This window comes from Pseudomonas sp. TR47 (assembly GCF_044143025.1).
In the GTDB taxonomy this organism is placed as follows: Bacteria; Pseudomonadota; Gammaproteobacteria; order Pseudomonadales; family Pseudomonadaceae; genus Aquipseudomonas; species Aquipseudomonas putida_E.
The window spans coordinates 270,909-294,260 of sequence record NZ_JBHFCS010000003.1 but is presented as its reverse complement, the minus strand read 5'-3'; the positions used below and the strand labels follow the sequence as shown (position 1 = coordinate 294,260).

Sequence of the window (23,352 nt, the reverse complement as noted above, 5' to 3'; positions counted from 1 at the left end):
GCAGGCGCCAGGCCAGGTTTCGCTTGCCGCTTGACGCTTAATCCTCGACCAGAATCGAGGTACCGGTCATTTCCGCAGGTTTTTCCAGCCCAAGCAGCTTGAGCATGGTCGGCGCCACGTCGGCCAGTACGCCGCCCTCGCGAACCTTGACCTGGCGCTTGCCGACATAGATGAACGGTACCGGCTCGGTGGTGTGGGCCGTATGCGCCTGGCCGGTGCATTCGTCTTCCATCTGCTCGACGTTGCCGTGGTCTGCGGTGATCAACGCTTCGCCGCCCACCTTGTCCAGTGCCTCGACGATGCGACCGACACAGCCGTCCAGGGCTTCGACGGCCTTGACTGCGGCATCGAACACGCCGGTATGGCCGACCATGTCACCGTTGGCGTAATTGACCACGATCACGTCGTAGCGCTGCTGCTCGATGGCCTCGACGATGCGGTCGGTGACCTCTGGGGCGCTCATTTCCGGCTGCATGTCGTAGGTGGCGACTTTCGGCGACGGGATCAGGATGCGCTCTTCGCCTTCGAACGGTTCTTCGCGCCCCCCGGAGAAGAAGAAGGTGACGTGTGCGTATTTCTCGGTCTCGGCGATGCGCAGCTGGGTCTTGCCGTTTTTGGCCAGGTATTCACCCAGCACATTGTTCAGGCTGGCCGGCGCAAACGCCGCCGGGGCCGGGATTTTCGCCGAGTACTGGGTCAGGCCGATGTAGGCGGCCAGCTTTGGCAGGCGTGCCCGTGGGAACTCGTTGAAATCGGCTTCGACGAACACGCGCGACAGCTCACGTGCGCGGTCGGCGCGGAAGTTCATGAAGATCACGGCATCGCCATCTTCGACCTTCACCGCTTCGCCAATACGCGTGGCCTTGACGAATTCGTCGCTCTCATCGCGCGCATAGGCCGCTTCGAGCCCGGCAACAGCGCTGTCTGCAGTGTGTTCGGCAACGCTGTCGACGATCAGGTTGTAGGCGGCACTGACGCGGTCCCAGCGGTTGTCGCGGTCCATCGCGTAGTAACGGCCGATCAGGCTGGCGATTCGGCCTTTACCAAGCTTGGCAAAGGCCGAATCGAGCAGCTCGATGGACGATTGTGCGCTGCGCGGCGGGGTGTCACGACCGTCGAGGAACGCATGCAGGTAGATCTTCTCGGCGCCACGCTGCGCGGCCAGTTCGGCCATGGCAATCAGGTGGTCCTGGTGGCTGTGTACGCCGCCGTCGGAGAGCAGGCCGAGGATATGCACGGCCTTGCCGGCACCTGCAGCCTGGTCCACCGCGCCTGTCAGCACCGGGTTCCTGAAGAACTCGCCGTCGCGAATGGCCTTGGTGACGCGGGTGAAGTCCTGGTAGACGACACGGCCGGCGCCGAGGTTCATGTGACCGACTTCGGAGTTGCCCATCTGCCCGTCCGGCAGGCCGACGTCCATCCCTGAACCGGAAATCAGGCCATGCGGCGCGGTGGCACGCAGGCGGTCATAGACCGGAGTGTTGGCGGCATAGATGGCGTTGTATTCGGGGCTTTCGCTGTGGCCGAAGCCATCCAGGATGATCAGGACCAGGGGTTTGGGCGTACTCGTCATCAATCAAACTCACGGTTGTTCAAAGATGATAAAGACACGCATTTTAGGGCAAATGCGCCACCTGCGGCGAATATTCGTCCTGTTCCCTGACCAGCGCGGCGCCCGCGGCAACATGAAGGTACTTTCCCGGCCGGCCCGTCGGGCTTTGGCGGTGTTGGGGGGCTGTGTATACTGGCCGGCATTTTCAATCGCCTGGAACACCGCTGATGGTTGCTCACCTGATTCAATTCGCGACAGATCACTACATCCTGGTTGCGATCTTCGTTGTTCTGCTGGTCCTGCTGCTGCTCAATGAAATCCGCCGTGGCGGCCAGAGCCTGAGCAATGGCCAACTGACCGCCCTGGTCAATGCCGAGAAGGGCCTTGTCATCGATATCCGCCCTGCCAAGGAATACTCCGCCGGCCACATCGTCGGTGCGGTGAACATCCCGCAGGACAAGGTCGCCACCCGCATGACCGAACTGGACAAGCACAAAGAGAAGACCCTGATCGTCGTCGACGCAATGGGCCAGCAGTCCGGCACCATCTGCCGCGAACTGCTCAAGGCTGGTTACACCGCCGCCAAGCTGAGCGGTGGCGTTTCCAGCTGGAAAGCCGATAACCTGCCCCTGGTGAAGTGATATGAACGACGTCATCGTCTACTCCAGCGACTACTGCCCCTACTGCATGCGTGCCAAGTACCTGCTCGAGAGCAAGGGCGTGGCCTTCGAGGAAATCAAGGTCGACGGCAAGCCGCAGGTACGCGCCGAGATGAGCCAGAAGGCCGGCCGGACTTCGGTGCCGCAGATCTGGATCGGCAGTACCCATGTCGGTGGCTGCGATGACCTCTACGCCCTGGAGCGCGCCGGCAAGCTCGACGCGCTGCTCAAGGCCTGATTTGCACTGCATTCAAAAACATTAGGATAAGGATCTGCCATGACTGACCAACAGACCAACGGCGCAGCAGCCGAAGACAACAGCCCTCAGTTCTCCATGCAGCGTATCTACGTGCGCGACCTGTCGTTCGAGGCCCCGAAAAGCCCGCAGATCTTCCGTCAGACCTGGGAGCCGAGCGTTGCCCTGGACCTGAACACCAAGCAGAAGGCTCTGGAAGGCGACTTCCACGAGGTGGTGCTGACCCTGTCGGTGACCGTCAAGAATGGTGACGAAGTCGCGTTCATCGCTGAAGTTCAGCAGGCAGGTATCTTCCTGATCAAGAACCTCGACGCCTCTTCCATGAGCCACACCCTCGGCGCGTTCTGCCCGAACATCCTGTTCCCGTACGCCCGCGAGACTCTGGATAGCCTGGTGACCCGTGGTTCGTTCCCGGCCCTGATGCTGTCGCCGGTCAACTTCGACGCCCTGTACGCGCAAGAGATGCAGCGCATGCAGGAAGCGGGCGAAGCACCGACCGTGCAGTAATTTTGCCCGGTAGCAAAGAGGCGACCTTCGAGGTCGCCTTTTTATTACCCGGCTGCCTGCTTCGGGCTTGTCAGCTCCCGGCAAACCCCTGCTGCCGCCATGCCTCATACACCGTCACCGCCACGGTGTTGGACAGGTTCAGGCTGCGGCACCCCGGCCGCATCGGCAGTCGCAGGCGTTGCTCGGCCGGTAGGCTGTCCAGCACCTCGGCCGGCAGGCCACGGCTTTCCGGCCCGAACAGGAAGGCGTCGCCCGGTTGGTAGGCAACCTCATGAAACGGGTGCGAACCCTTTGTGGTAAAGGCGAACAAGCGTGGGTTGCCCAGGCTCTCCAGGCATCCGGCCAGGCTTTCGTGGCGCTTGAGCGTGGCATACTCGTGGTAATCCAGCCCTGCACGGCGCAGCCGCTTGTCGTCGAGCTCGAAGCTGATCGGTTCGATCAGGTGCAGCGCGCAGCCGCTGTTGGCGCAGAGGCGAATGATATTGCCGGTATTGGGCGGAATTTCAGGTTGAAAGAGGATGACGTGAAACATGCACGGCTCCAAGCGTGAAGATGGCGAGCATTCTACCCCCGAACCTGATGTGCGTTCGAAGGGCTTGCCGAAGGTTTTGCTCTCGTTGGCGATCGTCGGCTTGATGGTCGGTTTGATGATCGGCCGTCTGACTGCACCCGAAGCGCTCGTGCTTGAGCGGGTGGAGGTGGTGCAGGACGGGCTGGACCTGTGGTTCAACGATGAACCGAAGCTGCATGGCGAGAATGTCCAGGGTACGGTCGCGTTGCTGTTCCAGGCCGAAGGCAAAGCCCAGCGTGGGCAACTGACCCTGCAGGGCAAGCCGGTGAGCTGGCGTTTGCAGAAAAGTGAGGAAGGGTTGCTGCTGAGCGTGATTGCCGCGCGCCCTCTGCGTGGCGAATGGGCCGGTGCAGAGGACGCGGGGCGCTGGCGGGTGCAGGTGAGGCTGCACGAATAAAAGAGGGGATGTCCCGGCCTGCCTGTACCAGGGTCCCCAAAGCTTGCGCTACTGCGTGTAAAAGAGGGGATTCCCGGCCTGCCTGTACCGAGGTCCCCAAAGCTTGTGCAACTGCGTATAAAAGAGGGGTTCACCCGGCCTGCCTGTACCGAGGCCCCCGAAACTGGAGATACATTACCTATTGCAGGTGGCGTGCCAGTTTTGAAAAGCCTGGAAACATTGGGTTTCAGGGCGATCTGGCCGGTTTTTGAGGGGATTTGTGCCTTGGCGCGGTGCAGCTGGCACAGCTTCGGTGCATGGGCCGGAAATGGTTGGGGCCGCAAAGCGGCCCCAACGGTGTTACTGATTCAGCAGGAAGTCAGTGATCATCGCCCTCATCGTCATCCCCGCCATCCACGTTCATCCCCAGTTCCTTGATCTTGCGGGTCAGGGTATTGCGCCCCCACCCCAGCAGCACCGCTGCATCCCGGCGGCGCCCGGCAGTATGCTTGAGCGCCGTCTCGATCATGATCCGTTCAAAGCTGGGCACGGCGCTGTCCAGCAGGTTGGATTGCCCGCGTGCCAAGGCTTGGTCGGCCCATTGGCGCAGCGCCTGCTCCCAGTTGGTCACCGGTGCAGCGTCCTGCGGCAGGTTGAGCAATTCGGGCGGCAGATCGCCGACCAGCACTTCGCGGCTGGACGCCATGACGGTGATCCAGCGGCAGGTGTTTTCCAGCTGGCGGACGTTGCCAGGCCAAGGCAGGTTGCGGATGAATTCTTCGGTTTCCGGCTTGAGCAGCTTCGGTTCGACGGCCAGCTCCTGAGCGGCACGGCCAAGGAAGTGGCGTGCCAGCGCGGGGATGTCCTCGCGGCGGTCGGCCAGGCGCGGGATATGAATACGGATCACGTTCAGGCGATGGAACAAGTCTTCACGGAACTTGCCAGCCTGTACCAGTGACTCGAGGTTTTGATGGGTCGCAGCGATGATTCGCACATCGACCTTTACGGGCACATGGCCGCCCACACGATAGAACTCGCCATCGGCCAGCACCCGCAGCAGGCGGGTCTGCGTATCGGCAGGCATGTCACCGATTTCGTCGAGGAACAAGGTGCCGCCGTCCGCTTGCTCGAAGCGGCCGCGTCGCAGGTTGGCCGCGCCGGTGAAGGCGCCTTTTTCGTGGCCGAACAGCTCCGACTCCATCAGGTCCTTGGGTATGGCGGCCATGTTCAGGGCAATGAACGGTGAGGCCGCCCGCGGGCTGTGGCGGTGCAGGGCGTGGGCCACCAGCTCCTTGCCGGTACCGGACTCGCCATTGATCAGTACGGTGATGTTGGAGTGGCTCAGCCGGCCAATGGCGCGGAACACCTCCTGCATCGCCGGGGCTTCACCGATGATTTCCGGCGTACGGGCCAGGGCCTGGGGCACATCGAGGCCTTGCTGCTCCTGCGCATGCTGGTTGGCGCGCTTTACCAGCGAGACCGCCTCATCGACATCGAACGGTTTGGGCAGGTACTCGAAAGCGCCCCCCTGGTACGACGCCACTGCGCTGTCCAGGTCGGAATGGGCGGTCATGATGATGACCGGCAGGCGCGGGTGTTGGTCGCGAATCTGTGCCAGCAGGTCGAGGCCGCTGGCGCCGGGCATGCGAATGTCGGAAATGATCACGTCCGGCTGCTGCCGGGCCAAGCGGCCCATCACGCCATCGGCGCTGTCGAAGCTCTGGGTGGTCATGCCCTCCTGTTGCAGGGCTTTTTCCAGGACCCAGCGGATGGAGCGATCATCGTCGACGATCCATACGGTTTCACTTCGGCTCATGAGGCGGTGGCTCCTTGTTCCAGCGGCAGGAAGATCGAAAAGGCGGTGTGGCCGGCGTGGCTTTCACACTCGATCAGGCCTTGGTGCTGACTGATGATGTTCTGGGTAATGGCCAGGCCCAACCCGGTACCGTCCGGGCGGCCACTGACCATGGGATAGAAGAGGGTGTCTTGCAGTTCACTGGGGATGCCGGGGCCGTTGTCGATGATCTCGACGCGGGCCACCAGTCGGTGGCGCACATGGCCGATGGTGAACTGGCGCATCGCGCGGCTGCGCAGGGTGATGCGGCCCAGGCGCAACTCGTTCTGTGAGCTGATCGCCTGCATCGCGTTGCGCACGATATTCAGTACCGCCTGGATCATCTGTTCGCGGTCGATCAGCACGTCCGGCAGGCTCGGGTCATAATCACGCACCAAAGTGATGCATCCTTGGCTTTCTGCGTCGACCAGGCTGCAGACCCGCTCAAGGACTTCGTGAATGTTGGTCATGGCCAGCGATGGCAGCTTGTTCGAACCGAGCATGCGATCGACCAGGTTGCGCAGGCGATCGGCCTCTTCGATGATCACGTTGGTGTAGTCGCGCAGGCCATCTTCGGGCAACTCCCGGGCCAGCAGTTGCGCCGCGCCACGGATGCCTCCCAGTGGGTTCTTGATCTCGTGGGCGAGGCCGCGGACCAGCATCTTGGTGGTTTCCTGCTTGCTCAGCTGGGCTTCTTCCTTGGTGATGCGCAGCAGGCGGTCACGCGGGTGTACCTCCAGCAACAGCAGGGTGTTGCCCTGGTGCAGGATGGGCGTCACGGCATAGTCAACGGTGATGGTCTGGCCGGTCAGCGAGGTCAATTGGGCTTCGCGCTTGGTGAACGGGTGCGCCTGCTCGACCGCCTGGCGCAGGGAGTTGAGCGCCTCGGACGATTCGGTGAACAGTTCGCTGATGAACTGCCCGTGGCTGCGCTGCCCACTCACGGCCAGGAGCATTTCCGCAGCCGGGTTCATGTATTCCAGGCGCAGCTCGGCGTTAAGCAAGAGCGTGGCGGTGGTCAGGTTGTCCAGAAGCAGACGGTGCTGTGCATCGCTGATGGTCATAAGGCGTCGTTGACCTCTTTTGGCGCTTGCCGGGCATGGCGGTGAGCGTGGCCGGCGCACTATGGATCTGCTCATGCCAGGCTCTTTGCGTAGAAAATGCAAGAAACAAACCAAGGCTCCGAAAAGAAGCGGGATTGCTTTATAAACCCCCGAAATTGCGCCTATTCGGACCAGAAAGCACTGATTTACCGTTCAACGTGACCTGTTTTGGGGTGCGGGGCGGGGCATGCAACGTTGCATTGCACCAATATAGAGCATCGGTGCGCGTGGCGTATGGCGCCAAGGTGTTGGGGCGCTTCCGATCGGGACGGCTGGAAAAACAAAAACGGCCTTCATGAGAAGGCCGTTTCCGGGATTTCATCGGCGCAATGCGCCAATCAAATCAGCAGCTGTAGTACAGCTCGTATTCCAGCGGGTGCACGAAGGTACGGACCTTGATCTCTTCTTCGCTCTTCAGTTCGATGAAGGCATCGATGAAGTCGTCGGAGAACACGCCGCCCTTGGTCAGGAACGCACGGCCTTTATCCAGCTCTTCCAGAGCTTCTTTCAGGCTGCCGCAAACTTGCGGGATATCTTTCGCCTCTTCAGGCGGCAGGTCGTACAGGTTCTTGTCGGCAGCATCGCCTGGGTGGATCTTGTTCTGGATGCCGTCCAGGCCAGCCATCAGCAGGGCTGCGAAAGCCAGGTACGGGTTGGCCGATGGGTCCGGGAAGCGCGCTTCGATACGGCGGGCTTTAGGGCTGCCGACGTAAGGGATACGGATCGAGGCGGAACGGTTGCGTGCCGAGTAGGCCAGCATTACCGGGGCTTCGAAGCCTGGAACCAGGCGCTTGTAGGAGTTGGTCGACGGGTTGGTGAAGCCGTTCAGGGCCTTACCGTGCTTGATGATGCCGCCGATGAAGTACAGGGCGGTTTCGGACAGGCCGGCATAGCCTTCACCCGCGAAGGTGTTCTTGCCGTCTTTCCAGATCGACATGTGCACGTGCATGCCCGAGCCGTTGTCGCCGTACAGTGGCTTTGGCATGAAGGTGGCGGTACGGCCGTAGGCGTCGGCAACGTTGTGCACGACATATTTCAGGGCCTGTACTTCGTCAGCTTTGTTCACCAGGGTGTTGAACTTGACGCCGATTTCGTTCTGGCCGGCAGTCGCCACTTCGTGGTGGTGAACTTCGACGGTCTGGCCCATCTCTTCCAGTGCGTTGCACATGGCAGTACGGATTTCGTGGTCGTGGTCGAACGGCGGAACCGGGAAGTAGCCGCCTTTGACGCCAGGACGGTGGCCTTTGTTGCCGCCTTCCACGTCAGCGCCAGTCATCCACGAGCCTTGCTCGGAGAAGATCTTGAACATCGAGCCGGAGATGTCCGACTGGAACTTCACTTCGTCGAAGATGAAGAACTCAGGCTCTGGGCCGGCGAAGACGGTGTCACCGATGCCGGTGCTCTTGAGGTACTCTTCAGCGCGCTTGGCGATCGCACGCGGGTCGCGATCGTAGCCCTGCATGCTCGACGGGTCGACGATGTCACAGGTGATGATCAGGGTCGGCTCTTCGGTGAACGGGTCCAGTACGGCGGTATCGTCGACCGGCATCAGGATCATGTCGGAGGCTTCGATGCCTTTCCAGCCAGCGATGGAGGAGCCGTCGAACATCTTGCCGACTTCGAAGAAGTCTTCGTCCAGGCCATCACGCGCTGGCATGGTCACGTGATGCTGAGTGCCTTTGGTGTCCGTGAAACGCAGATCAATCCACTTGACGTCATGATCTTTGATGAGTTGAACCGACTTCGACATGTTGTCCTCCGGATGGTCTAGAGCGCGGTGGGCCGCTGCCCTGGAAAAAAGGGTGTTGCCGGGCGCGGATAGTCGGCCAAGCTTACCTGCCTCACAAGGGAGCAAATTGCATGCCAGTGCCCGAAAATGGCGAGGCCGGGATAAAAGGGGGCGTTTGCGGGCATTTGGCGGCGGTTTGGCGGCGAAAAACGCACCCTTACGAGGCGGCTTTTGCTGTTGGTGCACCAATAGCGTGCACAGATCGGGTTGTGTGCTTCCTTTAAGGGCCTCATCGCTGGCAAGCCAGCTCCCACACCCTAAGCGCAGTCTTGAGGCCTACCGACGTCCTGTAGATGCTGGCTTGCCGGCGATGAGGCCAGTACAGGCAATATAAATCCAACCTTCTGTACAAAAGTTGGTCAAATCCTGAGCAATTTCCGATATAATTCGCGCCCCTCATTTTTCGGCAGGCCCTGCGCGCGCTGTTAACCAATGAAACTTATCGTCAAAGTCTTCCCAGAAATCACCATCAAGAGCCGGCCGGTACGCAAGCGCTTCATCCGCCAGCTCGGCAAGAACATCCGCAACGTGCTCAAGGACCTCGACCCTGAGCTCGCGGTCGATGGTGTCTGGGACAACCTCGAAGTGGTCACCCGCGTCGAAGACGAAAAAGTCCAGCGCGAGATGATCGAGCGCCTCACCTGCACCCCGGGCATTACCCACTTCCTGCAGGTGGAGGAATACCCGCTCGGTGACTTCGACGATATCGTCGCCAAGTGCAAGCAGCACTTCGGCCACCTGCTGGCCGGCAAGTATTTCGCCGTGCGCTGCAAGCGCGGGGGCCACCATGACTTCACCTCGATGGACGTCGACCGCTACGTTGGCAGCCAGTTGCGCCAGCAGTGCGGCGCCGCTGGCATCGAGCTGAAGCAACCTGAAGTGACGGTGCGCATCGAAATCCGCAACCAGCGCCTGTACGTGATCCACAACCAGCACCAAGGCATCGGCGGCTACCCGCTGGGCGCCCTGGAGCAGACCTTGGTACTGATGTCCGGCGGTTTCGACTCCACCGTGGCGGCCTACCAGATGATGCGTCGCGGCCTGATGACCCATTTCTGCTTCTTCAACCTCGGCGGCCGTGCCCACGAACTGGGCGTGATGGAAGTGGCCCACTACCTGTGGAAAAAGTACGGCAGCAGCCAGCGTGTGCTGTTCATCAGCGTGCCGTTCGAAGAAGTGGTCGGCGAGATCCTCAACAAGGTCGACAACAGCTACATGGGCGTGACCCTCAAGCGCATGATGCTGCGCGGCGCTGCGCGCATGGCCGATCGTCTGGAAATCGATGCGCTGGTCACCGGCGAGGCGATTTCCCAGGTGTCCAGCCAGACGCTGCCGAACCTGTCGATCATCGACTCGGCCACCGACAAGCTGGTGCTGCGCCCATTGCTGGCCAGCCACAAGCAGGACATCATCGACCAGGCGACCGAAATCGGCACCGCCGACTTCGCCAAGCACATGCCTGAATATTGCGGCGTGATCTCGGTGAACCCGACCACCCATGCCAAGCGTCACCGCATGGAGCATGAAGAGAAGCAGTTCGACATGGCCGTGCTGGAGCGCGCCCTCGAACGTGCCAAGTTCATCTCGATCGACCACGTGATCGACGAGCTGGGCAAGGACGTGGAAATCGAGGAAGTAAGCGAAGCGCTGCCAGGCCAGATCGTGATCGACATCCGTCACCCTGACGCCCAGGAAGACGAGCCTTTGGTGCTCGAGGGTATCGAAGTTCAGGTGATGCCGTTCTACGCGATCAACAGCAAGTTCAAGCAGCTGGATGAAACCCGCCAGTACTTGCTGTATTGCGACAAAGGTGTGATGAGCCGATTGCACGCACACCACCTGCTCAGTGAGGGACATGCCAATGTGCGTGTTTATCGTCCGGCATAAGACCCCAGGGCTGTATGGCGGCAGCATCCGCCATCGCCCTCCCGACCGCCGGGCCCGCTGAGCCTTTTACCTTCATATTGGCCGCCTAGACTGGCGGCAACCGAATCCTCTGATCGAGATACAGTTGTGATCGAAAATCTGCGTAACATCGCCATCATCGCCCACGTTGACCATGGTAAAACCACCCTGGTCGACAAACTCCTGCGTCAGTCCGGCACCCTGGAACGTAACGAGCTCAACGACGAGCGCGTAATGGACTCCAACGACCAGGAAAAAGAGCGCGGCATTACCATTCTGGCGAAAAACACCGCCATCAACTGGAACGGCTACCACATCAACATCGTCGACACCCCCGGCCACGCCGACTTCGGTGGCGAGGTTGAGCGTGTAATGTCCATGGTCGACTCCGTGCTGCTGCTGGTCGACGCCCAGGACGGCCCTATGCCGCAAACCCGCTTCGTGACCAAGAAGGCCTTCGAAGCCGGCCTGAAGCCGATCGTCGTGATCAACAAGGTCGACCGTCCGGGCGCCCGTCCTGACTGGGTTCTGGACCAGATCTTCGACCTGTTCGACAACCTCGGTGCTACCGACGAGCAGCTGGACTTCAAAGTGGTCTACGCCTCGGCCCTGAACGGCATCGCCGGTCTGGACCACACCGCCATGGCCGAAGACATGACCCCGCTGTACCAGTCGATCGTCGACAACGTACCTGCGCCGGACGTTGACCGTGAAGGCCCGTTCCAGATGCAGATCTCGGCACTGGACTACAACAGCTTCCTGGGTGTTATCGGCGTTGGCCGTATCGCCCGTGGCCGCGTGAAGCCGAACACTCCGGTGGTCGCCATCGACACCAACGGCAAGAAGCGTAACGGCCGTATCCTCAAGCTGATGGGCCACCACGGCCTGCACCGTATCGACGTCGAAGAAGCCCAGGCTGGCGACATCGTCTGCATCAGCGGTTTCGACGAGCTGTTCATCTCCGACACCCTGTGCGACCCGACAGCCGTCGAAGCGATGAAGCCGCTGACCGTTGACGAGCCAACCGTTTCGATGACCTTCCAGGTCAACGACTCGCCGTTCTGCGGCAAGGAAGGCAAGTTCGTCACCAGCCGTAACATCAAGGACCGTCTGGACAAAGAGCTGCTGTACAACGTTGCTCTGCGCGTTCAGGAAACCGATTCCCCTGACAAGTTCAAGGTATCGGGCCGTGGTGAGCTGCACCTGTCGGTACTGATCGAAACCATGCGCCGTGAAGGCTTCGAGATGGCCGTAGGCCGTCCTGAAGTGATCATCCGCGAAGTCGGTGGCGTCAAGCAGGAACCGTTCGAGAACGTCACCATCGACATCCCTGAAGAATCCCAGGGCAAGGTCATGGAAGAAATGGGCCTGCGTAAAGGCGACCTGACCAACATGGTTCCGGATGGCAAGGGCCGTGTTCGCCTGGAGTACAACATTCCAGCCCGTGGCCTGATCGGCTTCCGTAACCAGTTCCTGACCCTGACCAACGGCGCAGGCATCCTGACCTCGATCTTCGATCGCTACGACACCATGAAGTCGGGCCAGATGTCCGGCCGCCTCAACGGCGTACTGGTTTCGGTCGAGACCGGCAAGGCACTGACCTACTCCCTGGAAACCCTGCAGGCGCGCGGCAAGCTGTTCGTCGAGCACGGCCAGGAGATCTACAACGGTCAGATCATCGGTCTGAACAGCCGTGACAACGACCTGGGCGTGAACCCTACCAAGGGCAAGAAGCTCGACAACATGCGTGCTTCGGGCAAAGACGAAGTCATCGCCCTGGTTCCGCCGGTTCGTCACACCCTCGAGCAGGCTCTGGAATTCATCCAGGACGACGAGCTGTGCGAAGTCACGCCGAAGTCGATCCGTCTGCGCAAGAAGATCCTGGACGAAGGCGAGCGTACCCGCGCTGCCAAGAAAGCCAAGAACTGAGTTAGCTCAGGCTGAATGAAAACGCCCCCGGTCCAAAGGCCGGGGGCGTTTTTTTTGTCTGGGCTTTTTGTATCAGCTGTACCGGCCTCATCGCCGGCAAGTCGGCTTCCACAGGTCCTTGCGCAACGATTTTGGGGCGGTGAGGCCAATGATCAGCGCGTGGCCGCCTTGGGCTTGTAAGCGCAATACCCCGGCCGCGGCCCTACCTTCGGGTGGTTCCGGCAAGTATCCGGGCGCTTGTCATAAATGGTGCACAGCCGGCTCTTGCGGTCCAAATACATGCAATCATCGTTGCTCATCCGGGTCAGGGTGAAGATCCCCGACTTCTGGTTGAAGCGTTCGATGATGCCTTCCTTCTGCAGGCGTTTGGCCACGTTCTTCGGCGGTTCGTCCTTTTCGAACTCATCCACCACGCCGATGCGGATCAGGTCTTTGATCTTCACTTCCACAGGCAGGGTGCAGCAGGTCGAATGGCAGCCCCCGCACATGTGGCTGGCATAGCGCTGCCAGGTTTCCAGGCGGTCGACTTCGGCTGCGGCAATCAGGGTCGTTTTCATCGTTATAGGTGGCGGATCACGGTCTTGGGGCGCGCGATCATACCGGAGTTGTTCAATTTGTGAACAACCTTTTGCCGGATTGGCCAAGCCGGCATGAAAACTGCGAACCGAGGCTGTCACTCCCTGTCGAAGGGTCTAGTCTCAACACTCTCCCACCGCTTTTGCCAATTTGCCCGAGGATGCCGCATGTCCCAGGAACCCAAAGCACGTGACGCCGAGGTGGCCGACTTTCGCGCCGCTGTACTGGACAAGCTGACCTACGCGGTCGGCAAGGACCCGGAGCACGCCTTTGACCACGACTGGTTCGAGGCCATTGCCCTGGCTGCCCGTGATCACATGGTCGATCACTGGATGGATCACACCCGTCAGGCCTACCGGCGCAGCCAGAAACGAGTCTATTACCTCTCTCTGGAGTTTCTCATCGGGCGCCTGCTCTACGACAGCCTGAGCAACCTTGGCCTGCTGGACATCGCCCGTGATGCGCTGGAGGGGTTGGACGTGGACCTGGAGCGCATCCGCCTGCTGGAACCGGACGCCGCACTGGGCAATGGTGGCCTGGGCCGTCTGGCCGCCTGTTTCATGGAGAGCATGTCGACGCTGGGCATCGCCGCCCACGGCTACGGCATCCGCTATGAGCACGGGCTGTTCCGCCAGGCCATGGTCGACGGATGGCAGCAGGAACAGACCGAAAACTGGCTGGATTTCGGCAACCCTTGGGAGTTCGAGCGCGCCGAGGTGATCTACCCGATCAGTTTCGGCGGCAGCGTCGAAACGGTGCAAGATACCCATGGTCAGCAACGTCAGGTGTGGTGGCCGGGCGAGACGGTACGGGCGGTCGCCTACGACACGCCGGTGGTCGGCTGGCGGGGCTCCAGCGTCAACACCTTGCGCCTGTGGCGTGCGCGGGCACTGGAAGAGCTGCATCTGGAGCGCTTCAATGCCGGTGACCACCTTGGCGCGGTGGCCGAAGTGGCTCGCGCCGAGAGCATCTCGCGGGTGCTGTACCCGGCCGATAGCACAGAAGCGGGGCAGGAACTGCGCCTGCGCCAGGAATACTTCTTCGTCTCGGCGTCGCTGCAGGACCTGCTGCGACGCCACCTGAACATGCACAAGGACTTGCTCAACCTGCCGGATGCTGCGGCCATCCAGCTCAACGACACGCACCCGTCGATTGCCGTGGCCGAATTGATGCGGCTGTTGGTCGACCAGCATGAAATCCCGTGGGAAAAAGCCTGGGAGCTGACCGTCGGCACCCTGGCCTACACCAACCACACGCTGCTGCCAGAAGCGCTGGAGACGTGGCCGGTGGCCCTGATGGAGCGCATGCTGCCGCGGCACATGCAGATCATCTACCTGATCAATGCCTACCATATCGATGCCCTGCGCGCGAAAGGCCAGCATGACTTCGACGTGCTGCGGGCGGTGTCGCTGATCGAGGAAGACAACGGCCGCCGGGTGCGCATGGGCAACCTTGCGTTCCTCGGCTCGCACAGCGTCAACGGGGTATCGGCGCTGCACAGCAAGCTGATGAAAAGCACGGTGTTCTCCGAGTTGCACAAGCTCTACCCCCAGCGCATCAACAACAAGACCAACGGCATTACCTTCCGCCGCTGGCTGTACCAGTCCAACCCGCAGTTGACGGCGATGCTGGTGGATGCCCTGGGGCCAGAGTTGCTTGACGACCCGCAAGGGCGCCTGGCCAACCTGGTGCCGTTCGCCGACAAGGGCGGCTTCCTCAAGCAGTTCGCCGCGCAGCGCCTGCACAGCAAGCGCGCGTTGGCCAGCATCATCCAGGAGCGGGTGGGCGTTACGGTCAACCCTGAGGCGCTGTTCGATGTGCAGGTCAAGCGCATCCACGAGTACAAGCGCCAGCTGCTCAATCTGCTGCACACCGTGGCGCTGTATCAGGCCATCCGTAACGACCCGGGCACCAACTGGGTGCCGCGGGTGAAGATCTTTGCCGGCAAGGCCGCAGCCAGCTACCACCAGGCCAAGCTGATCATCAAGCTGGCCAATGACATCGCCCGGGTGGTCAACAACGACCCTACCGTGCGCGGCCTGCTAAAGGTGGTGTTCCTGCCCAACTACAACGTCAGCCTGGCCGAGAGCATCATCCCGGCGGCGGACCTGTCGGAGCAGATTTCCACGGCCGGCTACGAGGCGTCGGGCACCAGCAACATGAAGTTCGGGCTCAATGGTGCACTCACCATTGGTACCCTCGATGGCGCCAACGTCGAGATGTGCGAACAGGTGGGTGCCGACAACATGTTCATTTTCGGCCTGACCGCGCAGCAGGTGGAGGCGCGCAAGCGTGACGGTGATTTTGGTGCCGTGGCCGCGATAGCCGCCTCCCACCGCTTGAACGATGTGCTGCAGGCGATCCGCAGTGGCGTGTTCTCCCCCGATGATCCGTCGCGCTATGCCGGGCTGATCGACGGGCTGGTAGCTTACGACCGCTTCCTGGTCTGTGCCGACTTCGATGCTTACTGGGATGCCCAGCGGCGGGTGGAGGAGTTGTGGCATACGCCGCAGGCGTGGTGGCGGATGGCGGTGCTCAACACCGCGCGAATGGGGTGGTTCTCTTCGGACCGGACCATTCGCGAGTATGCGACCGAGATCTGGAAGGTGCTGGATTGAGGCTTGGGGCCGCACAGCGGCCCCACCTGACCATCGGCCTGGTGAGCGCTGAACTACCGACCTGTTGTGCCGTCTGACTGCCCAGGCGTGTCTCTTTACTCGCTAGCATTGAACTCTCCCTGTAAACTGCGGGGGTTTTTCTCCCCCATCCTTTCGGAGCCATACATGTCCCGCGTTACCTTGAGTCGCTATCTGATTGAGCAGACCCGCAGCAACAATACCCCTGCCGATCTGCGCTTCCTGATCGAAGTGGTGGCGCGTGCGTGCAAGGAAATCAGCCATCACGTGTCCAAGGGCGCCCTTGGCGGCGTGCTGGGCAGCATGGGCACTGAAAACGTGCAGGGCGAAGTGCAGAAGAAGCTCGACGTGATTTCCAACGATATCCTGCTCGAGGCCAACGAGTGGGGCGGCCACCTGGCCGGCATGGCGTCCGAGGAAATGGACAACGCCTACCAGATCCCGGGCCGATACCCCAAAGGTGCCTACCTGCTGGTCTTCGACCCGCTGGACGGCTCGTCGAACATCGACGTCAACGTTTCGGTCGGCACCATCTTCTCGGTACTGCGTTGCCCTAACGAATACCTGAGCCAGAACGAAACCCTGAACGAAAACGCCTTCCTGCAGCCAGGTACCGAGCAGGTCGCCGCCGGTTATGCCATCTATGGCCCGCAGACCATGCTGATCCTGACCCTGGGCAACGGCGTCAAGGGCTTCACCCTGGACCGTGAGCTGGGCAGCTTCGTCCTGACCCACGAAAACATCCAGGTCCCGGCAACCACCGCCGAGTTCGCCATCAACATGTCCAACCAGCGCCACTGGGAAGCCCCGGTCCAGCGCTACGTGGGCGAGCTGCTGGCCGGTGAGACCGGGCCGCTGAAAAAGAACTACAACATGCGCTGGATCGCCTCGATGGTGGCCGACGTGCACCGTATCCTGACCCGTGGCGGTCTGTTCATGTACCCGCGCGACGCCCGCGAGCCGAGCAAGCCGGGCAAGCTGCGCCTGATGTACGAAGCCAACCCGATGTCGTTCATCATCGAGCAGGCCGGCGGCGCTTCCACCAACGGTTACGAACGCATCCTCGACATCAAGCCAGAGAGCCTGCACCAGCGTGTATCGGTGATTCTCGGCTCGAAGGAAGAGGTCGAGCGCGTCACCGCCTATCACAAGGAGTAAATCATGCTCGCACCTTGGCAGCCGTTGCTGGAGTGGTGGTTCGGTTGGGGCACCAGTCCCCAGGCCGTGGCTGACGAGAAGAGCACGCTGTGGTTCGGCAAGCATCACGACGCCGAAGCCCAGGCGCTGTTTGGCGAGCTCGTCGAGCATGCCCTGGCGGGCGGGCTCGAGGAGTGGCAGCAAAGCCCTCAGGGCTGGCTCGGCCTGTTGATACTGCTGGACCAGCTGCCGCGCATGATCTACCGCGACACGCCGCGCGCTTTCGAGGGCGACCGGCGTGCCCAGGTGGTGGCCATGCAGGGGCTGCAGAAAGGCTGGGATTACCAGCTGCTGCCGATCCAGCGGGTATTCGTGCTGCTGGTGTTGGAGCATGCCGAGGTGCTGGACTGGCAGAACCTGTGCGTTGAGCGGTACCAGGTGCTGCTGGATGAGCAGCCCGAGGCCAACCGTCGGTTGTTCGAAGGGTTCCTCGACTATGCCGAGCAGCACCAGCGGGTGATTGCCCGGTTCGGGCGCTTCCCGCATCGCAATCTGTTGCTGGAGCGGCCGAGCACCAGTGAAGAGATGGACTTTTTGCTGGAGCCTGGCTCCAGGTTTTGAGTGATGAATGGGGCCGCAAAGCGGCCCCGTTCGTTTCAGATCCTGAAACTCCCTACCAGGTGCTTCAACCGTTCGACCTGGTGTTCAAGGTCGGTGCAGGCACGCAAGGTGCTCTGCAGGTTCTGCACTCCTTCCTGGTTCAGCGTATTGATCTCGGTGATGTCGACATTGATCGACTCGACCACCGCCGTCTGCTCCTCGGTAGCGGTAGCCACTGACTGGTTCATGCCATCGATTTCGCCAATACGCTGGGTCACGCTGCCCAGGCGCTCACCGGCCTGGTTGGCAATCCCGACGCTCTGGTCGCTGTGCTCACGGCTCTGGTTCATGGTGCTGACGGCCATCTGGGCACCGGCCTGCAATTCCTCGATCAGGCGCTGGACCTGCTGCGCCGACTCCTGAGTGCGGTGCGCCAGGTTGCGGACTTCGTCGGCGACCACGGCAAAACCGCGCCCGGCTTCACCGGCACGAGCCGCCTCGATCGCGGCATTCAGGGCCAGCAGGTTGGTCTGCTGGGAAATGCCGCTGATCACATCGAGAATCTGGCCGATGTTGGCGGTGTGGGCATTGAGCGTTTCGATGTTGCCGCATGAATCGCTGATGCGCGCCGACAGCTGGTTCATCACATCGATGGTGCGCCCGACCACCTGCTGGCCATCTTCGGCCAGGCCGCGTGCCTCACTGGAGTGTTGCGAAGCCAGCGCTGCGTTCTGGGCGATCTCCTGGGCTGCGGCACCCAGCTGGTTGATGGCCGCGGCCACGCTGTTGGTGCGGCTGGACTGCTGGTCGGCATTGTGGATCGAGGCATTCGAGGCGCTCACCACCTGCGTGGCCACCGCATTGACTTGGCCAGTGGCCGAGGCCACTTCGCGGATCGACTCGTGAATACGCTCGACGAAACGGTTGAACGACTGGCCAAGGCTGCCGAACTCGTCCTGCGCGTGGATGGCCACGCGCCGGGTCAGGTCACCTTCGCCTTCGGCAATGTCATGCATGGCGCGACCCATCAGGTGCAAGGGCTCCATCAATACGCGGATCAGCAGGCTGAGCAGGGCGATGATGACCAGTATCGCGATCAGCGTCGCGACGATGGCCGAGGTACGCAGCTCGCTGAGCATGGCGAATGCCGCGTCCTGGTCGACCACGAGGGCCACGTACCAGTCCGCTGAAGGCACGCCGTCGACGTGGGTGAAACTGATGAACTGCTTGCGCCCATCCAGCTCGACTTCCTTGAGGCCGCTGCTGATGTGCGGCGTGTTGCCTGGGTAGACATCTGCCAAGGTCTTGAGCGCCAGATCGGCCTTGGGGTGGATCAGGATCTTGCCTTCGCCGTTGACGATGAAGGCGTGGCCGTGGCCATCGAAGTCGAGCGTGTTGATCAGATTGCTGATGGTTTGCAGGTCGGTGTCCACGCCGCTGACGCCAATCAGCCGGCCCCCTTGTTGCACCGGAGTGGCCAGGGTGATGACCAGCTTGCCGGCAGAAGCCGAAATGTACGGTTCGGTCACGATGGTCTGGCTGGCTGCGCTGGCTGCCTTGTACCAGCCGCGTGCACGAGGATCATAGTCGGCGGCGCGGTTGCCGACCGGCACCGACTGCATGCTGCCGTCCTGGCCGCCGAAATAGGTGAGCTGGAAATTGCTGGCGTATACCGGCAGTGCCAGGCTGCGGTCGAGGCTGGCCTTGCCCGGCCCATCGACGGCAATCTGCTGGGCAAGCGAGGCCAGCAACTGCTTGCGGCTGTCGAGCCAGGTGCGGATGTTGCCTGCAGTGAGGCGGCCGAGGTCCTGCAGGTTGGTCTGTGTATCGCTGCGCAGGGACTGGCGCTGGCGGTAGTCGTTGAACAGCACGAAACAGGTAAAGGCGACAGCCACCACCAGGGCGGCGGCCAGCAGGATCTTGTGGCTGAACTTGAGATTCTTGGTCATTTTTTTGTGGTCTGCACAAGGCAAGGCGGAGGAGGGCTGCGATCACGCGTCACAGCGTGCCCGCTGTGTCGACTCGGCACGGCAAAACATTAATCGTTTGCGCAGCGCCTGCCGACCAACGGTGTAGAACGAAAAAGGCCTGCCAGGGAACCAGGGACCGTTTTTCCCGTCGAAGGTCCCTGCAGGCCTCTCGCCTGCATCCACCTTTCAGGAGTGTTCCTTCATGTCGTTGCGTTCCCTCGCCCTGTTGTCCCTGTGCGTCATCCTGACTGCGTGCAGCAAGATCAATCAGGAAAACTATTCCAAGCTCAAGGCCGGCATGAACAAGGCCGAGGTCGAGCAACTGCTCGGCACGCCCACCGAGTGCTCCGGCGCACTGGGCATGAGCAGCTGTACCTGGGGGGACGAAAAGAGCTTCATCAGCGTGCAGTATGCGGCTGACAAAGTACTGATGTATTCAGGGCAGGGCCTCAAATGACGCGTCTGCACCTGCTGCTGGGGTTGTGCCTGGTGATGCTGCTGGGTGGCTGCGCCACGTCGGCCAACGACCCGTTGGCACCCAAGACCGCCGGCGATATCGACCTCAAGCGCTACCAGGGCAAATGGTACGAGCTGGCGCGCTTGCCCATGCCTTACCAGAGCGAATGCGCCCAGTCCGAGGCGCATTACAACCTCAAGCCTGATGGTTCGTACGGGGTGCTGAGCCGCTGCCGCACCATGGGTGACGAATGGCTGCGCGCCGAGGGGCATGCCAACATCCAGCAGCCGGGGCATACCGACAGGTTGTGGGTTGAGTTCGACAACTGGTTCACCCGCCTGGTACCGGGCCTGACCAAGGGCGAATACTGGATCCTGTACGTGGACGACCACTACCGCACGGCCATTGTCGGCAGCCCCGACCGCAAGTACCTGTGGATACTGTCGCGTACGCCGACCCTGCCGGCATGGGAGCGCGAGAGCCTGCTGGCCAAGGCCCGTCAGCAGGGCTACGACACCAGCCGCTTGATCTGGCGCATGGCGGACAAGCAGATCGTGCAGATGCATTGAGACCGTAGGGGGCCGCTTTGCGGCCCTTTTGTCGTCAGCCCAATAACTGTCGCAACACCTCGACATACGCCCGAGCGCTTTCCTCTTCTTGCCCGTGGCGCCCCTGGCGCACCACCCACTGCCCGTTGACCATCACATCGCGTACCTGCCGGTCGCTTCCGGCAAACAGCCAGCGGTTGAGAATTGCATCTTCGTCGGCCGTGGCGATATACGGGTCTTGCCCATCCAGCACCAGCCAGTCGGCACGTTTGCCCACGGCCAGCTCACCCACGGGCTGCCCCAATGCCTGAGCCCCACCCATCAGTGCCGCGTCATACAGGGTGCGGCCAACCATCGGCTGATCTTCGCGATAAAGCCGGTTGCGCCGCTGGTCACGAAGGCGCTGGCCATACTCGAGCCAACGCAGCTCTTCGACCACGCTCAGCGATACATGGCTGTCAGAGCCGATACCTATCCGGCCACCCTGGCTCAGGTAGTCCACTGCCGGGAAAATCCCGTCACCCAGGTTGGCTTCGGTGGTCAGGCACAAACCGGCCACCGCGCCACTGCCGGCCATGGCCGCCACTTCGTCAGCCTGCGCGTGGGTGGCATGCACCAGGCACCAGCGCGCATCCACCTGCACATGCTCATACAGCCACTGCAACGGGCGCAGGCCGCTCCAGGCCAGGCAGTCGTCCACTTCCTTCTGTTGCTCGGCGATATGAATATGGATCGGACATTGCTGATTGCCCGCTGCCAATACCTGGGCAATCTGCGCCGGCGTGACCGCCCGCAGCGAGTGGAAGCACAAACCCACCTGCTGCGCGGGTTGTGCGGCGATTGTCGCAGCGAGTTGTGCGTGCAGTTGCAGGTACTGCTCGGTGGAATTGATGAAGCGCCGCTGCCCCTCGTTGGGTGGCTGGCCACCGAAGCCGGCATGGCTGTACAGCACCGGCAGCAGGGTCAGGCCGATACCGCTGCTGGCCGCCGCCGCGCTGATGCGGCGGGACAGCTCGGCTGGGTCGGCATAGGCCTTGCCCGCCTGGTCATGGTGCACGTAGTGGAACTCGGCCACCGAGGTGTAGCCGGCCTTGAGCATCTCGATGTACAGCTGGCGGGCGATGACCTGCAGTTGTTCCGGGGTGATCTTGCCGACCAGGCGATACATCAGTTCGCGCCAGGTCCAGAAACTGTCGTTGGGGTTGCCCGCCACTTCTGCCAGGCCGGCCATTGCGCGTTGAAAGGCATGCGAGTGCAGGTTGGGCATGCCGGGCAGAAGTGGCCCGGCCAGCCGTTCGGCGCCGTCGGCCGAAGCGCCGGAGTCGATATGGGTCATTGTGCCATCGCTGGCGACCTCGATTCGGACATCGCTGGCCCAACCATCGGGCAGCAGGGCGCATTCGGCGAAGTAGGCGGACATCTGTGAAATCCTGTTATGGCTGACTTGTATATACATATACAGTTGTTTGCCTGCCGGGTAAACTGCGGCAAGCTACCGCCCATTCAATCGCACAAGGATCCAACGCCGTGCCGACACCTCCTGTCTCCGCGCTGGTTGCCCAGATGGGCGAGGGCCCGGCGCCGCTGTACGCGCGGGTCAAACAGATGATCATCCAGCAGATCGACAACGGCAGCTGGCCGCCCCATCACCGGGTCCCTTCGGAGAGCGAACTGGTCAGCCAGCTGGGATTCAGCCGCATGACCATCAACCGCGCCCTGCGTGAGCTCACTGCCGAAGGCCTGCTGGTGCGCATGCAGGGGGTAGGGACATTCGTGGCCGAACCCAAGAGCCGCTCGGCGTTGTTCGAAGTCAACAACATCGCCGACGAGATTGCCGCGCGTGGCCACCAGCATAGCTGCCAGGTGATCACCCTTGCTGAAGAAGCGGCCGGTTCCGAGCGCGCTCTGGCTCTGGACATGCGCGAAGGCCAGCGGGTGTTCCATTCGCTTATCGTGCATTACGAAAACGGCATCCCGGTGCAAATCGAGGACCGCTACGTCAACGCGGCGATCGCGCCCGACTACCTCAAGCAGGATTTCACTCGGCAGACGCCTTACGCCTACTTGTCCCAGGTCGCACCGCTGACCGAGGGTGAGCACGTGGTCGAGGCGATCCTGGCCGAGCCCCACGAGTGCCAACTGCTGCAGATCGAGCGGGGCGAGCCTTGCCTGCTGATTCGCCGCCGTACCTGGTCCGGTCGCCAGCCGGTGACGGCCGCGCGGTTGATCCACCCCGGCTCCCGTCATCGCCTGGAAGGACGTTTCAGTAAATGAACCCGTTGCAGTTGTTGCGTGCGCAGGACTACCCGCGGATGCCGTGGAAGAACGGCGGCGGCTTCACCGAGGAAATCACCCGCGACAGTGGCGAGGGCCTGGAGGGGTTCGGCTGGCGCCTGTCGATTGCGGATATCGAAGCGTCTGGTGGTTTCTCGATGTTTGCGGGCTACCAGCGGATCATCACGGTCTTGCAGGGGGATGGCATGCGCCTGCTGGTCGACGGGCAGGCCAGCCGGCCGCTGTTACCGTTCGACGCCTTCGCTTTCGCTGGCGAGAGCCAGGTCAGTTGCAAGCTGCTGGGTGAGAGGATTCGTGATTTCAACCTGATCTACTCGCCGCAGCGCTATCGCGCGCGCTTGCAGTGGTTCGATGGTACCAGCCGGTTGTTCAGTTCGGCGTCGACTGTGCTGCTGTTTTCGGGCAGTAACCAGGTTGAGGTGCAGTTGGCCGGGCATGGTTTGGAGCGGCTGGGCTTGTATGACTGCCTGCGGCTCGAGGGGAACGACACGCTGCTGGAGTTGCAGGTTCAGGGGCGGTTCTGCCTGATCGAGCTGATTCCAACCTGAGCTGGCTGAGGCTGCTGTGCAGCCCTTTCGCGACACAAGGCCGCTCCTGCACAGATCGCGTTTGCCCAGACGGGCGCAGCTCAGCCTTGTGTCGCGAAAGGGCC

The 23,352-nt window shown here is 61.8% G+C and carries 21 protein-coding genes and 1 pseudogene; 13 read left to right on the top strand and 9 right to left on the bottom strand.

Features of this window, described 5'->3' with window-relative positions; translation table 11 throughout:
* Positions 1-37 precede the first annotated feature (37 nt).
* Entirely contained in the window at positions 38-1,573 is a 1,536-nt protein-coding gene (gene gpmI, locus ACEWE8_RS05465; RefSeq protein ID WP_046784987.1) for a 2,3-bisphosphoglycerate-independent phosphoglycerate mutase, read from the bottom strand.
* A gap of 206 nt (positions 1,574-1,779) precedes the next feature.
* On the opposite strand from gpmI, the gene ACEWE8_RS05460 reads away from it, so the two are divergent.
* From ACEWE8_RS05460 to secB, 3 genes are read left to right on the top strand one after another with little or no spacing between them, the layout of a single operon-like run.
* Positions 1,780-2,193, top strand: a complete 414-nt coding sequence (locus tag ACEWE8_RS05460; RefSeq protein ID WP_046784988.1) for a rhodanese-like domain-containing protein — start codon at positions 1,780-1,782, stop codon at positions 2,191-2,193.
* A gap of 1 nt (position 2,194) precedes the next feature.
* Positions 2,195-2,449: a glutaredoxin 3 gene (grxC, locus tag ACEWE8_RS05455; protein ID WP_046784989.1), complete on the top strand. Its 255-nt coding sequence runs from the start codon at positions 2,195-2,197 to the stop codon at positions 2,447-2,449.
* Between the two features lie 39 nt (positions 2,450-2,488).
* A complete protein-coding gene (gene secB, locus ACEWE8_RS05450) occupies positions 2,489-2,974 on the top strand; it encodes a protein-export chaperone SecB (RefSeq protein WP_012312355.1) in 486 nt (161 codons plus the stop codon).
* A 70-nt stretch (positions 2,975-3,044) separates the two neighbouring features.
* On the opposite strand, the gene trmL is transcribed toward secB, so the two are convergent.
* Positions 3,045-3,506 (bottom strand): tRNA (uridine(34)/cytosine(34)/5-carboxymethylaminomethyluridine(34)-2'-O)-methyltransferase TrmL, encoded by a 462-nt coding sequence (gene trmL, locus ACEWE8_RS05445; protein WP_011531803.1) that lies wholly within the window; start codon positions 3,504-3,506, stop codon positions 3,045-3,047.
* Here trmL and ACEWE8_RS05440 point away from each other — a divergent pair.
* Positions 3,505-3,942 (top strand): hypothetical protein, encoded by a 438-nt coding sequence (locus tag ACEWE8_RS05440; RefSeq protein ID WP_046784990.1) that lies wholly within the window; start codon positions 3,505-3,507, stop codon positions 3,940-3,942. The two genes, trmL and ACEWE8_RS05440, sit on opposite strands and share 2 nt — an antisense overlap.
* 358 nt (positions 3,943-4,300) lie before the next feature.
* Here ACEWE8_RS05440 and ntrC read toward each other — a convergent pair whose 3' ends face one another.
* The 3 genes from ntrC to glnA all read right to left on the bottom strand — a co-directional run bounded on the left by ntrC (position 4,301) and on the right by glnA (position 8,608).
* Positions 4,301-5,737: a nitrogen regulation protein NR(I) gene (gene ntrC, locus ACEWE8_RS05435; protein ID WP_039603934.1), complete on the bottom strand. Its 1,437-nt coding sequence runs from the start codon at positions 5,735-5,737 to the stop codon at positions 4,301-4,303.
* The gene (gene glnL, locus ACEWE8_RS05430; protein WP_046784991.1) at positions 5,734-6,819 is read right to left on the bottom strand and encodes a nitrogen regulation protein NR(II); all 1,086 of its coding nucleotides are present in this window, start codon (positions 6,817-6,819) and stop codon (positions 5,734-5,736) included. Before glnL ends, ntrC begins: the two co-directional genes overlap by 4 nt.
* A 382-nt stretch (positions 6,820-7,201) precedes the next feature.
* Positions 7,202-8,608, bottom strand: coding sequence for a type I glutamate--ammonia ligase (gene glnA / locus ACEWE8_RS05425; RefSeq protein ID WP_046784992.1), 1,407 nt, complete (start codon positions 8,606-8,608; stop codon positions 7,202-7,204).
* Positions 8,609-9,079: 471 nt separating this feature from the next.
* Between glnA and thiI the strand changes: the two genes are divergently transcribed.
* Together thiI and typA are read left to right on the top strand one after the other, a co-directional pair.
* Positions 9,080-10,534 (top strand): tRNA uracil 4-sulfurtransferase ThiI, encoded by a 1,455-nt coding sequence (thiI, locus tag ACEWE8_RS05420; protein ID WP_039604090.1) that lies wholly within the window; start codon positions 9,080-9,082, stop codon positions 10,532-10,534.
* A 126-nt stretch (positions 10,535-10,660) separates the two neighbouring features.
* Entirely contained in the window at positions 10,661-12,481 is a 1,821-nt protein-coding gene (gene typA, locus ACEWE8_RS05415) for a translational GTPase TypA (protein WP_046784993.1), read from the top strand.
* Between the two features lie 152 nt (positions 12,482-12,633).
* On the opposite strand, the gene ACEWE8_RS05410 is transcribed toward typA, so the two are convergent.
* Positions 12,634-13,038, bottom strand: a complete 405-nt coding sequence (locus ACEWE8_RS05410; RefSeq protein ID WP_046784994.1) for a YkgJ family cysteine cluster protein — start codon at positions 13,036-13,038, stop codon at positions 12,634-12,636.
* A 186-nt stretch (positions 13,039-13,224) separates the two neighbouring features.
* Here ACEWE8_RS05410 and ACEWE8_RS05405 point away from each other — a divergent pair, with 186 nt between their 5' ends.
* The 3 genes from ACEWE8_RS05405 to ACEWE8_RS05395 all read left to right on the top strand — a co-directional run bounded on the left by ACEWE8_RS05405 (position 13,225) and on the right by ACEWE8_RS05395 (position 17,451).
* Positions 13,225-15,675 carry a glycogen/starch/alpha-glucan phosphorylase gene (locus ACEWE8_RS05405; protein ID WP_177010380.1) on the top strand — a complete coding sequence of 817 codons (2,451 nt, stop codon included), beginning with the start codon at positions 13,225-13,227 and terminating at the stop codon, positions 15,673-15,675.
* Positions 15,676-15,840: 165 nt separating this feature from the next.
* Positions 15,841-16,851 carry a class 1 fructose-bisphosphatase gene (locus ACEWE8_RS05400; RefSeq protein ID WP_012312365.1) on the top strand — a complete coding sequence of 337 codons (1,011 nt, stop codon included), beginning with the start codon at positions 15,841-15,843 and terminating at the stop codon, positions 16,849-16,851.
* A gap of 3 nt (positions 16,852-16,854) precedes the next feature.
* Positions 16,855-17,451 (top strand): DUF924 family protein, encoded by a 597-nt coding sequence (locus ACEWE8_RS05395; protein ID WP_012312366.1) that lies wholly within the window; start codon positions 16,855-16,857, stop codon positions 17,449-17,451.
* Between the two features lie 35 nt (positions 17,452-17,486).
* Here the strand turns inward: ACEWE8_RS05395 and ACEWE8_RS05390 are convergent, their stop codons facing one another.
* Both ACEWE8_RS05390 and ACEWE8_RS05385 read right to left on the bottom strand, forming a co-directional pair.
* The gene (locus tag ACEWE8_RS05390; RefSeq protein ID WP_371926628.1) at positions 17,487-18,212 is read right to left on the bottom strand and encodes a methyl-accepting chemotaxis protein; all 726 of its coding nucleotides are present in this window, start codon (positions 18,210-18,212) and stop codon (positions 17,487-17,489) included.
* Between the two features lie 129 nt (positions 18,213-18,341).
* A pseudogene (locus tag ACEWE8_RS05385) lies at positions 18,342-19,379 on the bottom strand (cache domain-containing protein); the annotation flags it as partial.
* A 223-nt stretch (positions 19,380-19,602) separates the two neighbouring features.
* Between ACEWE8_RS05385 and bamE the strand changes: the two are divergent.
* Together bamE and ACEWE8_RS05375 are read left to right on the top strand one after the other, a co-directional pair.
* A complete protein-coding gene (gene bamE / locus ACEWE8_RS05380; protein ID WP_012312368.1) occupies positions 19,603-19,857 on the top strand; it encodes an outer membrane protein assembly factor BamE in 255 nt (84 codons plus the stop codon).
* Positions 19,854-20,426, top strand: a complete 573-nt coding sequence (locus tag ACEWE8_RS05375) for a lipocalin family protein (protein ID WP_046784997.1) — start codon at positions 19,854-19,856, stop codon at positions 20,424-20,426. The genes bamE and ACEWE8_RS05375 overlap by 4 nt, the downstream gene beginning before the upstream one ends.
* Positions 20,427-20,460: 34 nt before the next feature.
* On the opposite strand, the gene ACEWE8_RS05370 is transcribed toward ACEWE8_RS05375, so the two are convergent.
* Positions 20,461-21,825: a formimidoylglutamate deiminase gene (locus tag ACEWE8_RS05370; RefSeq protein ID WP_046784998.1), complete on the bottom strand. Its 1,365-nt coding sequence runs from the start codon at positions 21,823-21,825 to the stop codon at positions 20,461-20,463.
* A gap of 143 nt (positions 21,826-21,968) precedes the next feature.
* Between ACEWE8_RS05370 and hutC the strand changes: the two genes are divergently transcribed.
* Together hutC and ACEWE8_RS05360 are read left to right on the top strand one after the other, a co-directional pair.
* Positions 21,969-22,679: a histidine utilization repressor gene (hutC, locus tag ACEWE8_RS05365; protein WP_174141112.1), complete on the top strand. Its 711-nt coding sequence runs from the start codon at positions 21,969-21,971 to the stop codon at positions 22,677-22,679.
* Positions 22,676-23,248, top strand: a complete 573-nt coding sequence (locus tag ACEWE8_RS05360) for a HutD family protein (RefSeq protein ID WP_046784999.1) — start codon at positions 22,676-22,678, stop codon at positions 23,246-23,248. Before hutC ends, ACEWE8_RS05360 begins: the two co-directional genes overlap by 4 nt.
* Positions 23,249-23,352: the final 104 nt, after the last annotated feature.

Coding starts and splice junctions, on each gene's coding strand:
- gpmI (WP_046784987.1), bottom strand. CDS start 1,573: ATGACGAGTACGCCCAAACCCCTGGTCCTGATCATCCTGGATGGCTTC.
- ACEWE8_RS05460 (WP_046784988.1), top strand. CDS start 1,780: ATGGTTGCTCACCTGATTCAATTCGCGACAGATCACTACATCCTGGTT.
- grxC (WP_046784989.1), top strand. CDS start 2,195: ATGAACGACGTCATCGTCTACTCCAGCGACTACTGCCCCTACTGCATG.
- secB (WP_012312355.1), top strand. CDS start 2,489: ATGACTGACCAACAGACCAACGGCGCAGCAGCCGAAGACAACAGCCCT.
- ACEWE8_RS05440 (WP_046784990.1), top strand. CDS start 3,505: ATGCACGGCTCCAAGCGTGAAGATGGCGAGCATTCTACCCCCGAACCT.
- trmL (WP_011531803.1), bottom strand. CDS start 3,506: ATGTTTCACGTCATCCTCTTTCAACCTGAAATTCCGCCCAATACCGGC.
- ntrC (WP_039603934.1), bottom strand. CDS start 5,737: ATGAGCCGAAGTGAAACCGTATGGATCGTCGACGATGATCGCTCCATC.
- glnL (WP_046784991.1), bottom strand. CDS start 6,819: ATGACCATCAGCGATGCACAGCACCGTCTGCTTCTGGACAACCTGACC.
- glnA (WP_046784992.1), bottom strand. CDS start 8,608: ATGTCGAAGTCGGTTCAACTCATCAAAGATCATGACGTCAAGTGGATT.
- thiI (WP_039604090.1), top strand. CDS start 9,080: ATGAAACTTATCGTCAAAGTCTTCCCAGAAATCACCATCAAGAGCCGG.
- ACEWE8_RS05410 (WP_046784994.1), bottom strand. CDS start 13,038: ATGAAAACGACCCTGATTGCCGCAGCCGAAGTCGACCGCCTGGAAACC.
- ACEWE8_RS05405 (WP_177010380.1), top strand. CDS start 13,225: ATGTCCCAGGAACCCAAAGCACGTGACGCCGAGGTGGCCGACTTTCGC.
- ACEWE8_RS05400 (WP_012312365.1), top strand. CDS start 15,841: ATGTCCCGCGTTACCTTGAGTCGCTATCTGATTGAGCAGACCCGCAGC.
- ACEWE8_RS05395 (WP_012312366.1), top strand. CDS start 16,855: ATGCTCGCACCTTGGCAGCCGTTGCTGGAGTGGTGGTTCGGTTGGGGC.
- bamE (WP_012312368.1), top strand. CDS start 19,603: ATGTCGTTGCGTTCCCTCGCCCTGTTGTCCCTGTGCGTCATCCTGACT.
- ACEWE8_RS05375 (WP_046784997.1), top strand. CDS start 19,854: ATGACGCGTCTGCACCTGCTGCTGGGGTTGTGCCTGGTGATGCTGCTG.
- ACEWE8_RS05370 (WP_046784998.1), bottom strand. CDS start 21,825: ATGTCCGCCTACTTCGCCGAATGCGCCCTGCTGCCCGATGGTTGGGCC.
- hutC (WP_174141112.1), top strand. CDS start 21,969: ATGGGCGAGGGCCCGGCGCCGCTGTACGCGCGGGTCAAACAGATGATC.
- ACEWE8_RS05360 (WP_046784999.1), top strand. CDS start 22,676: ATGAACCCGTTGCAGTTGTTGCGTGCGCAGGACTACCCGCGGATGCCG.